Consider the following 15,881-nt stretch of genomic DNA (forward strand, 5'->3'; position numbering starts at 1 on the left):
AAAACGGGTTATCAGAATGACACGTTAAGACCGAGCAGGAACGTCCGCGACACAGGCATATAACCACCGTCGAAGCCGAGGGTACGGTCCTCACCTGTCTGGATTTCGGGGTTCAGACCGGTGTATTTCGTAACCGTGAACATATTTTGTCCTTGTACATACACCTGCGCATTACTGAAACCGATCTTCGCGGCAAGCGGCTTGGGCAAGGTGTAAGTGAGTTGCACGTTTTTCATGCGGAAATAAGTGCCTTTTTCAACGAAATAGCTGGACGGGCGGCTGCTGATCTGATCATCCGCATCCATAATGGGTACAGTACCTTGTTTGTGATCCGGCTGCCACGCGTCGTACAATGCACGTTTCGCGCGGTTGCCCTGGAACGTATTGAAATCGGTGAAGTAGCGCAGGTAACTGAAAATCTCATTACCTACGACACCGTTACCGAAAACCGTCAGATCAAAGGCTTTGTAGCCGATATTCAGGTTAACACCATACACAAAATCGGGGTGCGGGTTACCGATAACGGTCCGGTCGTCGTCAGTGATCTTACCGTCGTTGTTAATGTCCGCAATTTTGAATTTACCTGCTTTATTATAGGAGCCGTAAGGTGCCCAGGCTTTCGCTTCTTCGTCAGACTGGAAAATACCCAACACTTTATATCCGTAGTAAGACGAAATCGGTAGTCCCGCCTGTGTGAGGGTCACCGCGGGTACACGTGAGCCTGCGCCGAAGTACTTGGTATTCTCGCTTTCATCGAGCTTATCGACTGTATTACGGTACATCGAGTAGTTGAATGACGCTCCATAACGCAAATCGCCTTTCATCGCGGTATTACGGTAGGATAACCCCAGGTCAATACCTTTGTTCGTCATCTGGCCTACGTTGAATGAAGGTGCATTGGCATCACCGGCCGTAAATGTGATCGGCGTCGAGAAGAGCATATCCGTGGTTTTCCTGTTCCAGAAATCGAGTTCGAGTGTTAACGCGTCGTTCAGGAATGTCGCGTCGAGACCAATGTTGTTGGAAGTGGTCGTCTCCCATTTCGCATTAGGGTTACCGAAAGAAGAGGCATCATAACCGATAGTAGGTTGGCTTCCTGAACCGTCGATCGGATAACCTGCGTGGAAAATATCTGCCCGGTACGTGGTGTAAGCATTGTAGTCCCCGATTTTCTGGTTACCGGTTTTACCCCAACCATAGCGAAGCTTCATGTCATTAATAAAGCTTACCGATTTCATGAAACCTTCATCCGACAAACGCCAGCCAACGCTGAATGCCGGGAATACCGCATTTCTGGAAGCCTGCTGAAAACGGGAGGAAGCATCATTACGCAAGATGAACTGGAACAGGTATTTGTCAGCAAAGGCATAGTTAACCTTTCCGAATTGCGAGTAGAGACTGTAATCCCGGTTTACACCACCATAGTTGGTAGCCTTCGTTGCGTCACCCAGGTTCAGGTAGTTGATAATGGAGGGTATTTCAAATGCATAACCTGAGCGAGAGGCTCCGAACTCTTCTGCAAATTCACGGATAGCCTCAACCCCTATGTACGCGTCTACTTTGTGGTTAGTACCAAAATTGTGGGAGTAGCTCAGTGTGTTCGTCCAAACCCATTGATAGGAGTAGTAATCGGTGGCTGTCGAACCATTGTTGAAGCTACCTTCCACGTATTCAGGGTTGGCGCGACCGATATAACGTCCACGCTGGCTAACACCATCGATACCCAAGCTCGTTTTAACAGTCAGGTTTGGAATGATGTCGAACTCCCCGTAAACGTTACCGAATGCACGCAAGCGGTAAGTGCGGTTGTCTTTTTCGCGATACAGTGTCGCGTATGGGTTGGAGTTATTTCCAAGGTTCAAACCGCGGGAACCGGCGAAATTACCTTTGATGTCGTAGATAGGTAGCAACGGGTGGTGCTTATAGCTACCCGATACCGCATTTTGTTCCTGGTTATTACCAAACCCCCCTTTTCTGTTGTCAAACGATACCGCAAGGTTCTCTCCTACGCGGAAACGCTTGTTGGCTGTCGAGAATTCGGTGTTAGCTCGCACCGTGTAGCGGTCATAGCCGATGAACTTCACAACACCGTCCTGACTAAAATAGCCTACGGACAATGCGTAACGGCTATTCTCCGTACCGCCGGTTGCCGACAGCTGGTAATTTTGAATGGGTGCTGTGGTGGTCAATTCTTTCCACCAGTTGGTATCTGCCGCCTTGGTGATGGCATATATATTACCAGGCACGAGCGAGTATTTTGCCGGATCCACATCCGGTGTACCCTCTTTGCCTTTACTTGGAAATACATAATCCGGCAACGTAACCTCGCCATTCGGACCGTAGGTATATTGCCCATGCGATGGCGTTTTGCCCGCGTACTTGTCTGCCAGATAAAGGTATTGCCCTAGTTCTTTGGCATTCAGCGCTTCTACATCTTTGTAAGCTTTTTGTGTTCCATAATATGCATTGAAGGAAATCACCGGCTTGCCAATCTTACCGCGCTTGGTCGTGATGATCACGACCCCGTTTGCCGCACGCGAACCATAAATGGAAGCCGACGACGCATCTTTCAGGATCTGGATCGTCTCGATGTCATTGGGGTTGAGGTTACCCTGGTTTTCGGTAGGCACGCCGTCGATAATGAACAGCGGGTCGTTGTTCCCGATAGTACCGAACCCCCGTATACGCACGGTTGCGTTACCACCCGGCGTCGCATCGTTCACGATGTTCAGGCCTGACGCACGCCCTTGCAATTGCTGTGCGAATGTGGTCGCCGGAACAGACTGCAGGTCCTTCGCATTAACGGTCGTCACCGAACCGGTAATGTCACGACGTGACTGTGAGCCGTAACCCGTCACAATCACTTCCTCAAGAGCACTTACATCACTGGTCATCGACACATCGATAACGGTCCGATTGCCTATCGCCACCTCCTTGGCAGTATAGCCTATAAATGAGAAAACCAGAGCCTGCGCGCTGGAAGGCACTTTAATGGAATACTTACCGTCTGCGTCAGTGGTAACGCCAATGGTCGTCGAACCTTTTAGTGTGACAGAAGCTCCCGGCAAACTCGAACCGGACTGTTCATCCATCACCTTGCCGGTGATGGTGATATCCTGTGAAAAAGCTGTTAGGGAGATGAGAAAAAGAAGCATGCAAAAAACCAGCCTGCTTCCCAGGTGAAGGTAGTTTTGTTTCATCGTATTTAGTCAGGTTAATATAATTATGCTATTCAAAAATATTCATTTAGAATCATTAAATAATCTAATATCTACAAAATATATTCAATCTAATACAGAATTGAACTATTCCACTTCAATACATCGACCAGAATTGACTTTTTCCAAGAATATAAGGCCAAACAGGATGCATTTTAATCTAATTTTAATGTCAATATAAATAAGTGTCAATTGCACAATTGACACAAAATCAATGATTTATAGTAAAATAATGGTTACAAATGAAAGATTTAGCGTAGGATCAGAAAAGATAAAATATCCGGAAAAGGCTTACCGACGTATTTGGAAGTGAAACTCAAATAATTTTATATAATTAACTTAAATATTCATATTTTAAATTATCCGAAATTAACATCAAATGAGAAAATTTATATTTCAATAAAAAAAGCCACTGTGATGTTCACAGCGGCAAAGTACTATAACACAAACAATTCGGACGTCGAGCTATTTCAACTCCCTCTTGTTCCCTTTCGAGTCTGTAACGGTTACTGTTGATACGTAGTCTGGCAAGAACAATGCATGACTGGATTGCGACAAAAACGACGACCCGTAACCCGGTTCCTCCCGCCTCGATTTTCCATTTTTCAAATGTAACAGTGCGGATGTCTCGCCAGCAGCTAATCCTATTTTCCGGGCCGGCTTGGCAGCTCTGTGGAAACGCAACAAGTCGCGATTCTGAGAGGTAACTGAAAGCCAGTTCCCCCCCGCCGAAGCGACACGCACGAGCCCCTTCATATTACCACCCGCCATATAACCACTTTCGGAAATACTGAGTGGACGAAAACCGCCCTTACCGTCACCTTTGAGCACAAGACCATACATCGCATCGTAGCGTCCCACCGACACCTCGGAGCCGTAATCGTTTCCTGAAAGCATCAGATCGAGGTTTCCATCCTGATCGAAGTCCTCTGCTATCATCCCGAAAAGCGGGGCGAATTGCGCCTGAACAGGCAGTTCACGCAACGCAAACTTTCCACCGCCCAAATTCTCGATATAGCTGCTTTTCATCCAGGTAGCCGACAAATGCAATGCGTCTTTCAACTCCTCCGGTTTCAAAATATCCGGCAACTGCGATTCCGCAAACTTTCCGTACTCCTGGAAGCGTTGCCGCACCTGGATCACCTGCTTACCCATGTCGTCGCGTGTGTTGTATGGAAACTCCTTGTAAGTATCATCCTGCGCCTTGTAAAACACGGTCGGAATCGCATCGAAGTAGCCGTCGTTGTTAAAATCCTTCGCGTACACGCTCACGGGATGGCTTTCCGATGCCCGGCTAAGCGTATTCATCCCCAGGTTTCCGCCTATATAATCCATGTCGCCATCGTTATCGAAATCGCCTGCTGCAAGGCTCCCCCACCACCCTTTTTGCGCTTCAAGCCCGGTGGTAATCTTCTTGAATTTACCCTTTTCATTTTTAAGGAAAGTCAAAGGCATCCATTCGCCGGCCAGCAGCAGATCCGCCCAGCCATCGTTGTCATAATCAGTCCAAAGCGCATCGCAAACCAGCCCGATACCTGCCAACTCGGGCGCAACCGCAGCTGTGACATTCGAAAAGCGTACCGTAGTGCCGTTAGAATCATTGCGCAGCACGTAACTTGAAACCGGCTTCGGGTATTTCCCGGATTCGACCCGCCCTCCGACAAACAAATCCAGATCGCCGTCGCGATCGAAATCAACGGCTTTTACACACGAACCATTCACCAAAAATCCGGGCAATGCAGCGGCATCACGTGTAAAATGCCCTTTCCCGTCATTGAGATACAACGCATTCTTCAATGCATCCGAGCCTTCCTTGATCTCGTAACTGCCGCTTACGATATACAAATCCAGGTCCTGATCCCGGTCAGCATCAAAGAGCAATACGCCCATATCCTCTGATGTTTTCTCAAAACCTTCCGGTCCGGGCAGCAGATCTGCAACCGTGAATTTACCATCGGGCTTTTGGAGTAAAAAACGTCCCTTATGCAGGTAAGCCCCGCCAACAAATACGTCCTCCAACCCATCTCCGTTTACATCCCCTACCGCAAGCGCTGGCCCGTACTGTGACATTTTATGCGGCAATAATTTTTGAACATTAAAATCGATAATATCCATTTCCTCATGCCGGTAAGGCACATTCAAATCACCTGTAACATCGGTAAAAAGCGGCGTCACTGCCATTTCCACTGGTACCGGCGTCAGCACCGCATCTTTTTCCCGAACGACGAGCAACTGGTTTGCTTTGATATTTTTCAAAACCTGACTTTTTCCTCCCGGCCAGGTGATTTTTACTTCCTGCACGGCCTTTTCTTTTCCCAGCCCGAAATGCAAAAACGGCTCGACAGTCGACAAATAGCCCCGATAGGGTGAGTTTTCCGCCACCTGCTTTTTTCCCTCTCCGTAAGAGATCTCCGCAATAGCACCAATCCCCGCCCCATTATAACGGTCTCCTTTAAACGCAATGCGCAGATAATTGCTTTCTTCCGGCTTTAACTGAATACTGTTGTTGCGATAAACCATCGCGGAGTCATTGATATTATTGACGATGTAATCCAGGTCGCCGTCATTATCCAGATCGGCGTATGCCGCTCCATTCGAGAACCCGGGCGTTTCGATCCCCCAGTCGTTGGTCACGTCCTCGAAGCCGAGATTGCCTTTGTTTTTGAATGCAAAATTCCGGATCCTGACACTCGGAATATAATCCAGCATCATCATCGGGGCCATAATGCTCGACACCTCGTTGCGGTAAGCAATGAAATCGAGATCGGTGATGTCTCTTGGAAAGCCATTTGTAATAATAATATCGCGGAGGCCATCATTGTCAAAGTCCGTAACCATTGGCGTCCAGCTCCAATCTGTCTCAGCAACACCGCTCAGCAAGCCTATTTCACTGAAAACCGGAGATTTACCTTTTCCCGAAGGGCTTCCCATATTGAGCTGCAGTGTATTTCTGGCTACCTGATACTGATAACCGAAAAGATCGTTGTTCTGCCAGGTTACGTAGCTGTTTGCCGGTGTCATCATTTTTTTGCGCCGGTTGGTCGCCGGCATCATATCCACCGCCACCACATCCACTAAGCCGTCGTTATTAAGATCGGCTACGTCATTACCCATCGCCGAATGCGAGGTATGCTTGAAGTAATTTGCGGCTTGATCTGTGAAAGTACCATTGCCGTTATTGATGTAGAGAAGGTCGTTCGTCAGGTAGTCGTTCGTAATATACACATCCTTCCAACCGTCCTGGTTCACGTCCGTCACATTGATACCCAGGCTGTAACCCTCGATCAAAATACCCGCTTCTTTGGACACGTTCGTAAAAACCGGATGATTCGATTTCGCATCCCAGTCGTTTCGGTATAGCCGGTCAGTACGCGGCGACGAGCCGTCGACGATTTTTTTGTGATACTTGTTGGGGAAGTTGTTGTCATCCATTTCATTGACGATCAGAAACAAATCCAGGTCGCCATCATTGTCATAATCGAAGAAGGCTGCATTTGTCGTATGCGTCGTATCGGCGATCCCGTACTCCTTAGCCATTTCCTTGAAAACCGGTACCTTGTCTTTCCCTAAGCCCTGATTGACATACAGCAGGTTCTCGCGCTGCTGCGCCACTTCACGCACCGAGGCGCACACGTAAATATCCAGTAAGTTATCATTGTTAATATCCACCAAAGCCACACCGGTCGACCATTTGTTCTGCGGGGCGACTCCTGCCTTTTCGGTAACATCCTCGAATTTGAAGTCACCTTTGTTTAAATACAATTTGTTTGATGCCGTGTTACCAGTAAAATACACGTCGGTCAGGCTATCGTTGTTAAAGTCACCCAACGCTACTCCTCCGCCATTGTAGACATATTCGAACGCCAGAATATTCATTGTATCGTTTTCGGCAATACGGTTCGCAAACCGGATGCCTGTTTCATCAGCGGGCAGTTCGGTAAAAGTTTTGAGTTCTTTTTTGCAGGATATAAGCAGGACCGTGCCCACCAAAACAGGGAGTAAGCGCTTAAAAAGCATTTGCCAGGTGCGATAAAGTTGACAGAATCAGGATATCTCGAAATTAACAAAAGGAGATGGTAAATACATACCATCTCCTATAAATTAGTCAGGTTTGAAATGCTTAGAAACCAGGGTTTTGTTTAAGGACGTCTGCGCCCTGAAGGTCGATCTGGCTCTGTGGTATCGGAAGTAATTCATATTTAGTCGCAAACTTCGCGTTGCCCAACGCACCTGTGAGTTGCTTCGATTCGAAAGTCAGGTAGGCATTCAACTCCTTATCGGCGATTCCCCAACGTACGAGATCGAAGAAGCGGTGGCCTTCCAGGTTCAGTTCCAGTTTTCTTTCAAACCGGACGGCGGCGCGGGCCGCATCCTTGTCGGTCCATGCAGTCTTATAAGTTCCGATCACATATTTCGCTGCCGGAGCACCTCCCTTTTTCACAAAGCCGTCGGGGTTAGCAGCACGAGTACGTACCATGTTGACATATTCTCTTGCCTTTTCAAGCGTACCGGCTTCGATCTCCGCCTCTGCGGCCATCAGGAGCACGTCGGCAAAGCGAATCACGGTGTAGTTGATCGCCGTGTAACCGGGAGTCCATGAGCTGTTATCCTGCAAAGAACCTACGTCGGTTTTGTAATAGGCATACTTTTTGGGGCTGTACGGACCACCATTGGCCTGGTTACGGATCCAGTCGGCGCCTGGGTGATCGATCCAGTCGAGGAACGGAATACCGCGGCGCCCTACCGAGTGATCGAGCCGTGGATCGAGGTTGCCAGCATCAGGGGTGAATGGCGCTTTGGAGAGCAAGCCCATATCCGATACCACGGCGTTCTTTTCCGAGTTATACGAGCCATCGAGAAGCGGCAAGCCGTTCGCATCGGTACGGTGAGAGTTGACCATTTCGAAGCTCGGCTGGAAAAAACCGCAGCAGTTACCCGGGCCATTCGCACCGGTGTTGTAAGGCCAGTTGAGGTCAAACTCAGGGTTCGCATTGTTCACGCTACCTGTGTTGGCCGCTGCCTGTACCGCGAAAACGGATTCCGAGTTGTTGTCGTTCGAAGCACGGAATACGTCGGCATACTTAGGTACCAAAGCGTATTTCTTGCCATTGGTTGTCTGCCCGTTGGCAATGATCTGATCAAAAAGCGTTTTAGCCTCAGGGAATTTTTTCTGATAGAGATACGCTTTGGCAAGGTAAGAAGCCGCTGCCCATTTGTTGGCACGGCCCACCGCGTCCTGGCTTACCGGCAGATTATCGAATGCAAATTTGAAATCCGCCTCGATCTTAGGCCAGAGATCCGCATCATTTTTCACCTTTTCGATCCCGGTTCCATAGTCAACCGACTCGTCTACATAAGGTGTATTGCCAAATGCCTTTTTCAGTTCGAAGTAATAATGTCCGCGCAAAAAGCGGGCCTCTGCGGTGATCCGTGTCTTGGTAGCATCGGTAACATCCGGATCAGCCTTGGCTATAAGGCGTAATACAGCGTTCGCACGAGAAATACCTTCGTAGTTGCCTTGCCATTTTTCAGAGATAACCCCTTGTGTAGTGAGGTATTCATAGCGCTGGATCGGGTTAATGTCACTATAATCACCAGGGTCGGTACCTTTATTGGCATCGCCTCCCCGGATACTTCCCCAAACCCAGTTGCTCGGACTGGCCATCCGGCCGCCCGCACCCTTGCCGTTAATTTGCCCATAAACGGCGATGAGCGCTCCTTCAAGTCCTTTTGTAGAGGTAAGAAGCCCTTCACTCACCGCACCTGTGGCCGGCTTTTCCAGAAAACTCTCTTTGCAGGAGAAAAACACCGTCATAACGCCGGCGATAATCACCATACTATTTGTCAATATCTTTTTCATCGATTCAGAATATTAATGATTCATTCCATGTAGAAACAGCCTGTTGAATAATTAGAAACCAAGGTTTACACCGAAAACCCAGCTTCTTGTTACAGGATAGTTACCCACATCGATCCCGAATTGCGTGTCCGCGTTACCACCAACACCGGGGTCGAGTCCCTGGTATTTGGAGATTGTGAAAATGTTATTGGCTGAGGCGTAGAGTCTCAGTTTCTGCATTTTCAGCTTGGCCAGCAAAGTCTTGGGCAGGTTATAGCCCAGCGAAATATTCTGCATTCTCACATAGTTGCCATTTTCCACGTAGAAAGAGTTGGCTTGCGTATTGGTACTGAAGTTCGAAGCACTTTCGAAAATAGGAATAGTAGCACCTGTGTTCGTTGGCGACCAGGAATCCTTCACCCTTTCGCTGATTGCCGCGCCGGCAAACGAAGGATAGAAATCGGTAAACCATTTTGAAGCATTGAAAATCTTGTTACCAACAGACGTGTACATGTAAGTTTCAACCTCGAAGTTCATGTAGGTCAATTTCAGGTTCAAACCACCCGTGAATTTCGGAACCGGGCTACCCAGGTACTTGCGGTCATCGGCATTGATTACGTTATCGCCATTGATATCCTCATAACGGAAGCGGCCAATGCCTTTTCCATCTTGTGCCGGTGCACGGTCCACTTCTTCCTGAGTCTGGAACAAGCCGAGTACATTATAGCCATAGAATGCTGAAAGCGAATAGCCGAGCTGGTTACGGATGGGTTGCAGACCGCGATAACCGGGGTTGATACCCGCCAGATATTTGTCACCGCCAAGATCGCCGATCTCGTTTTTGAGCACGCTACCGGTTACGTTCAGTTCATAGCCGAGCTTGCCGCCAGCTTTGCCTTTTGTGATGATCTGGAAGTCGATACCCTTATTAGTAATCGTTCCCGCATTCACATATGGAGGCGTTGCGCCAGAGCCTACCACAGCCGGCACTCCTTTCTGGAATAGCAAGTCTTTGGAATCTTTTTGCCACAAATCGAGGATCACGTCCAGCTTGCCATTGAAGAATGTCGCATCAAAACCGATGTTTTTGGTTACGCTGGTTTCCCATTTAGCATCTGCATTACCCAATTTGCTGCGGTAGTATCCTTCGGCTGCGCTGGTGTTGGAACCGGTAATGTCATATGCGGATGTTCCGATCCCTGCCGAATAGAGGCTGTACTGGTTATCAGGCCGCACGGCATTGGAGTTACCCATTGTACCGTAACCTCCGCGAATTTTGAGGTCGCTCAGGAAAGTTACCCCCTTCATGAAATTCTCGGAAGTAACGCGCCATGCCACCGACACCGCCGGGAATACCCCGTAGCGATTAGCAGCACCGAAGCGTGATGAACCATCCCGACGCAAAACTCCGGAAACGATATACCGGTCGTTGAATATATAGTTCACACGGCCGAAGAGCGAGTAGAACGTCACACCATTGCTAAGCTGGCTGTTCGTAACCTTCGACGACACGTTCGACATGTTTACATAATTAATGTCGTTCGAGAATGGGTTCAGACCCGAAGCCTGCAAATCGCGGCTCACGCCGGTATTCAATGCTTCCTGACCTACCAAAACGTCCACATTATGCAAGCCGAATGTCTTGCGGTATTGCGCAGTGTTGGTCAAGGTCCATGCAAAGCGGTATCCCGAACCTTCGCCGTAGCCCACTGCCGAGTTGTTTTCAGAGTTTTCGTACTGGCGGCGTGAATAGTTCCAGTAGGTATAGTTGTTGTACTGGCCACCCAGGCTTGAACGTAACGTCAGGTTTTCAATCGGATCGAACTCGAGGTAAATGTTACCAAAGCCATTCGCATTGAAAGCATTGTTGTTTTTCATACCATCTCTGGTAGCTACCGGGTTTCTCGGGTTGTTGAAACCTTTTGCCGCCGTTCCCGCATAACCGCCGAATTCGTCGTAAACGGGGATAATCGAAGGCATACGGAAAGCGCTCAGGATATCATTCTCGTCGTTTGCTACGCCCTGGCCGTTGTTTGCTCCGCCAATACCCAGTACCTGACGGTATGTTCCCTGAATGTTCTCACCGAATCTCAGGTTTTTAAGGATATTAAACTCGGTATTCACACGGAAAGTGTACCGTTTGAAGCTGTTATTTAACAAAATACCTTTCTGATCCTGCAAGCCCAGACCTACAAAGTAGCGCCCGTTTTCGCCACCGCCGGAGAAGCCCAGCGAGTGCCGGGTAACCGGTGCTGTACGGGTAATCGCATCATACCAGTCGGTACCAGCGCGGTTTGCCCTTACCACCTGATAAACCGTTCCTGCCGTAGGATCGACATTGTATTTTTTACGTTCTGCTGCCAGATCCACGTTGCCGGTAACACCGTACGTTCCGCCCACCATCAGGTAGTCGGGAATTACAGGTGTGGCGCCGGTACCAAATTGGGGGTGCGTCCAGTTTTTATCGCCTGGTTTCCAGCCCGAATTCCGGAATGCATTCCAGGTCCAGTCCGCAAAATCAGTCGGATTCATCATTTTCTGACCACTGCCCGGGGTCGTAAAACCGACCAGACCGTCATAAGTAACGCTCAACTTTCTGTTGCGGGTACCTTTCTTGGTGGTATAGACGACCACACCCGCCGCGGCCCGCGCTCCATAAATAGATGCTGCGGCAGCATCCTTCAATACGGTAGTCTGATCGATGTCGTCCGGATTGAGGAAGTCTGTTGAACCCACTGGCACCCCGTCCACAATGTACAATGGTTCGTTGGCTTCAAAAGAACCGAAACCGCGGACGCGGATCTGGCTGTTGGTACCAGGCTGACCATTGGTAATCACCGTTACCCCCGCCACGCGGCCCTGCAACTGCTGCTCCACGTTACCGGACGGAACGGCCGTCAAATCTTTCGCTTTTACGAGCGCTACCGAACCGGAAGTTTCACGGCGCTTATCGGTCGTATAACCGGTCACCACCACTTCTTCCAATGCCGCTACGTCGTCTTCCATTTTCACATCGACCACCGTCTGATTTCCTACGGTGATTTCTTTCGTTTTGTAGCCGACAAAGCTAATGACAAGCACGTCTTTGTCTGATCTGACATTTACTGCAAAACGCCCTTCCGCATCTGTGTTCGACCCGAGCTGCGTACCTTTTATCAGAATGGTAGCTCCGGGAATTCCTGTGCCCGCGGGATCTGACACAACGCCAGTCACTCTCCGATCCTGTGCAATAGCTGAAAAAACAGTCAGAAAAAGGAGGAGGAAAGTGAATAAATCCCGACCGGGACTTTTGTAGATTATTTTCATATTCCTAGTTAGGTTAATAAATTATTAGGCAAACCAAATTTATAATTATTTAATCAAATATTTATACATATAAGAGCCTTGATTTTATTTTTTGACAGAATAGTACCATAAATGGCTAAAAAAATGTCATATCATGTCACTATTGGACACTTGTGATTTTGACACTAAAAAATTCTCTTTAATCGTTTAAGTAGCGATAAATTATACGATATTACCCTATCGATATAAAAAATGAGTGACAAATGGACAACCAGCAACTGTGTTTTTTACCATGTCGCTGCATTCACTCACAAAATGGTGAGTAACCCGGCCAATGGCTACGGGAAACATTATACGTAAACAGAAAGATTACTCGTCCCGCTTCCAGTCGGCGGGGAGAAGGTTGGAGAAACGGTCGTTGCCCAGGTCGCCGGCAATTTCAAAACCCATCGGCATGACCACCCATCCTTGCGGCGTCGTGACCATGTAGCCCTGCGGAAGCGTTATCTGCGTGTAGGCGTACGACATGTCCGCATAAGGCGACTTACCGTGTTTGTTCATGTTAAATACTTCCAGCTGCGTCAGTGACACCACCAACCGCTCGGTAGGCAGCTCGCCCGGGCGAACGAGGCGCATGCCGCGTACTGGCTCTATCCGGTTATGGATGTGATTAGTAATGGTGTTGTACCCATTCACGCTCCTCACCGACTTAAAAATGCGAAGAGAGTCCGGGATCACCTGAAAAACCTTGAAACCCTGTTCCTGTAAACTATCGGCAACCATGCTCGTCAGCAAATGTTTGAGAGAACCCTTGTAAGCCTCCTTCTGGTTGGTCCGCCATTGCTTGCGCTGTGCATCGTCTTTCGGGGTCAAAAGCTCAAAACGTGTGGCGCCACCATAGTAAACCTTTCCATTAAAATAGTCGAAATCATCCAGGTCCTGATGAATGCGGTAACCCAATGCGTAATTCTCGATAATCAGCGGTTTCGTTGTCTGCGCGCCGAGGTGCCCGTCGTCATCCTCCGAGATCCGCAATACTTCCGGGTTCAGTACTTTGCACAACTTGCTGAATTTACCTCTCCCCAGCAGCTCACGAATGATGATTTTCAAATGCCTCTCGCGCTTTTTATTCTTTTTAGCCACGATGGTCACCCCTTTCAGTTCCTGCCCTTCGCGTAGTTTGAAAACAACTGTCTTGGTACCCGGCTGTTCAAAGCGCAATGTTTGCTTCACGGTTTCGTAGCCCAGGAACGATACCACCAGTTCCAGGTTCCCGACCGCGAGGTTAGGCAACCGGTAGTTGCCGTTTTCGTCGGAATTGGTTCCTATGGTCGAATTATTAATGAAGACATTGGCAAAGGGCAACGGTTTTCCGGTTTTTTCGTCGGTGACCTTTCCTGCGAGCGCAACCGTTCCTGCCTGCTGCGCGAACGTGCTTGTACGCGCAAAAGCGGTTACGGTCAATATCAATAAAAGACGGATAAGGGATATGCGGTTCAGAAAGGGGTGCATCGGACATTCAAAGCTTTAAACCTCAAAGATAAACGAGGAGTTTGTAAACTTTGAACCGATACCCGAAATACCCTGCAAACGTTGCATATCCCTTTCTCTTTCAGCTACGGCTTCGTTTTCAACGTGGCCGTTTTTTGGGACGACGCGTATGAATTTTCTGCAATAATCTCAGCAAAAATGATGGACGTCACGCCTTTGCCCTTCGGCGCGGTGATAGGCACCTTCATCACATAATTGCGCAGCTCGGCATCATACTTCTGCGCACCCGCAGGGATAGTAGCAAGCAGCGTTTGTGCCCCCGCAGCGGTCGGTGCTGAATAAATTTTAAACTCTTTGACGGCTATTTCCGAGGTATATTCGATGTTCACATTCACCGTGCTGAGCGAATCCACTGTTGTAGTCGTTTGCAGCACGCCGGCTGCATTATAGACTTTCGCATCGCCCAGCCAAACTACGGCGATCTGCGGCACTTTTCCATTGCTGACCAACAGCTCCTCGAACAAATCGGGCTCTTTATAGCAACTCGTAAGCACCAGAGACAGGGTCAGGCAAGAGAGAATGTATTTCAAGATCAGTTTCATATTATTTCAATTTTATAAAATCTATTTGTTGATCAGCCACATGAGCACTTCGGGATCCTTTTGATTGGCCAGCACGGTCTTGGAATTACGGGTGATTTCCGAATCAGGGTACTTCATCCGCTGAATGCGTTTGCCCTGCAAATCAGGATTCGGATTGGTCGGCATAGGGAAATCCAGGTAATCATACTTACGGATATCCGTCCAGATATCGCCGATCAACAGCATGGATTTGAATTTCTCGGTAACGATTTGTTTGGCTGTCAGCTTGGAAGCACCTATATTGATCCTCGCATCTTTCAGAAATTGATCGATATCTGTCTGCTCAACACCCACCTTCTTCATGTTGGCAGAAATCATTTCCTGGTACGCCGTATACCCGGCTGCCGAAGTACCTCCGCCTGCATTCCCGGCCAGCCTTGCTTCCGCTTCGATCCCTTTCAACTCGGAGTAGGTCATCATCACGAGTGGTGAGTTGATATTCGAATGCCAGGCTTTGTTGTTCAGGTCGACCGTCGAGCCGCTGCCCGAGCCGGGCACAACGCCGGAATAGACAGTCTGATTATTTTTCAAACCAATCACTTTCGATAAACGCGGGTCGATAATGCCCTGGCTGGTACCATTAAAGAGATCTACGATAGTATTCGAAAATGTGACGGACAGGTTGCCGGTTGTGTTCGGGATAGCCACTTTACTATACCAGGGACTGAGGTTTTTGGAATTGTACTGCAATTGAAAATCATCCTCATTTCCCTTCATACCTTTTTCCAGGGCAGCAAGCGCACCTTCTGCGGCCTGTTGGGGATTCCATATGGAACCATGCCAAAGGTAGCGGGCGCGCAGCGAGTAGGCCAGCCGGGTCCATTTGCCCAAATCGCCCTGGTAAATGAGGTCATCTTGACCGGGTTTCGTTCCGGTGCTGCCGCTGAGCTCAGTCACCGCTTCGCCCAGGAGCTTATCAATTGTAGCATATATCTGCTCCTGCGTATCATATGCGGGAGAAAAGTTCTTCTGGTCAGCCTGGCTGTACGGCACATTCTCCCAGCTGACGGTCGCCAGGCCAAGATTATACGCCGTAAGTACCTTTGCAATACCTACATAAGCCGGCGAGGCTTCTTTCTCTCCTTTTTGAATAATTGCGTTGAGCTGCGGCAGCGCATACAGGTAAAGATTGGACCATCCCAGCGTGTTATCCGTTTCGGCATAAGTATCGATTCCATTGGCTCCGAGCGCGCTACCCAGTTGCTGGGCATACTGACAAGCAACATAGGCCTGCTGAAAACTCGCCTCAGCCGTGTAAAACTGCGCGGTCGGCAGGAGTTCCTGCATGGTCGCATCGCCTTTGAGTGTTTCGTCTGTGTTGATATCCAGGAATTTATCGCACGACGTCAGGAGCAGACCCGCCAATGGCAGCATTTTGAATATGTATCGAATATTTTTCATAAGTTT

At 48.8% G+C, this 15,881-nt stretch carries 7 protein-coding genes; all 7 read right to left on the reverse strand.

The window, feature by feature from the left end; genetic code table 11:
* Positions 1 to 11: 11 nt before the first annotated feature.
* Positions 12 to 3,200: a TonB-dependent receptor gene (locus J7619_RS14290; protein WP_291199332.1), complete on the reverse strand. Its 3,189-nt coding sequence runs from the start codon at positions 3,198 to 3,200 to the stop codon at positions 12 to 14.
* Positions 3,201 to 3,683: 483 nt separating this feature from the next.
* Complete coding sequence (locus J7619_RS14295) at positions 3,684 to 7,235, reverse strand: VCBS repeat-containing protein (RefSeq protein ID WP_291199334.1); 3,552 nt, start codon at positions 7,233 to 7,235, stop codon at positions 3,684 to 3,686.
* A gap of 103 nt (positions 7,236 to 7,338) precedes the next feature.
* Complete coding sequence (locus J7619_RS14300) at positions 7,339 to 9,078, reverse strand: RagB/SusD family nutrient uptake outer membrane protein (protein WP_291199336.1); 1,740 nt, start codon at positions 9,076 to 9,078, stop codon at positions 7,339 to 7,341.
* Between the two features lie 51 nt (positions 9,079 to 9,129).
* Positions 9,130 to 12,363 (reverse strand): TonB-dependent receptor, encoded by a 3,234-nt coding sequence (locus J7619_RS14305; protein WP_291199338.1) that lies wholly within the window; start codon positions 12,361 to 12,363, stop codon positions 9,130 to 9,132.
* 348 nt (positions 12,364 to 12,711) lie between these two features.
* Positions 12,712 to 13,854, reverse strand: coding sequence for a carboxypeptidase-like regulatory domain-containing protein (locus J7619_RS14310; RefSeq protein WP_291199340.1), 1,143 nt, complete (start codon positions 13,852 to 13,854; stop codon positions 12,712 to 12,714).
* Positions 13,855 to 13,958: 104 nt separating this feature from the next.
* Positions 13,959 to 14,435: a hypothetical protein gene (locus J7619_RS14315; RefSeq protein ID WP_291199343.1), complete on the reverse strand. Its 477-nt coding sequence runs from the start codon at positions 14,433 to 14,435 to the stop codon at positions 13,959 to 13,961.
* Between the two features lie 21 nt (positions 14,436 to 14,456).
* Positions 14,457 to 15,875 carry a SusD/RagB family nutrient-binding outer membrane lipoprotein gene (locus J7619_RS14320; protein WP_291199345.1) on the reverse strand — a complete coding sequence of 473 codons (1,419 nt, stop codon included), beginning with the start codon at positions 15,873 to 15,875 and terminating at the stop codon, positions 14,457 to 14,459.
* Between the last annotated feature and the right edge of the window lie 6 nt (positions 15,876 to 15,881).

It is taken from the genome of Dyadobacter sp., from assembly GCF_017744695.1.
Taxonomy (GTDB): domain Bacteria; phylum Bacteroidota; class Bacteroidia; order Cytophagales; family Spirosomataceae; genus Dyadobacter.

What these genes read in the sequence shown, in the direction of transcription:
- J7619_RS14290 (WP_291199332.1), bottom strand. Translation starts at nt 3,200, where the DNA reads ATGAAACAAAACTACCTTCACCTGGGAAGCAGGCTGGTTTTTTGCATG.
- J7619_RS14295 (WP_291199334.1), bottom strand. Translation starts at nt 7,235, where the DNA reads ATGCTTTTTAAGCGCTTACTCCCTGTTTTGGTGGGCACGGTCCTGCTT.
- J7619_RS14300 (WP_291199336.1), bottom strand. Translation starts at nt 9,078, where the DNA reads ATGAAAAAGATATTGACAAATAGTATGGTGATTATCGCCGGCGTTATG.
- J7619_RS14305 (WP_291199338.1), bottom strand. Translation starts at nt 12,363, where the DNA reads ATGAAAATAATCTACAAAAGTCCCGGTCGGGATTTATTCACTTTCCTC.
- J7619_RS14310 (WP_291199340.1), bottom strand. Translation starts at nt 13,854, where the DNA reads ATGCACCCCTTTCTGAACCGCATATCCCTTATCCGTCTTTTATTGATA.
- J7619_RS14315 (WP_291199343.1), bottom strand. Translation starts at nt 14,435, where the DNA reads ATGAAACTGATCTTGAAATACATTCTCTCTTGCCTGACCCTGTCTCTG.
- J7619_RS14320 (WP_291199345.1), bottom strand. Translation starts at nt 15,875, where the DNA reads ATGAAAAATATTCGATACATATTCAAAATGCTGCCATTGGCGGGTCTG.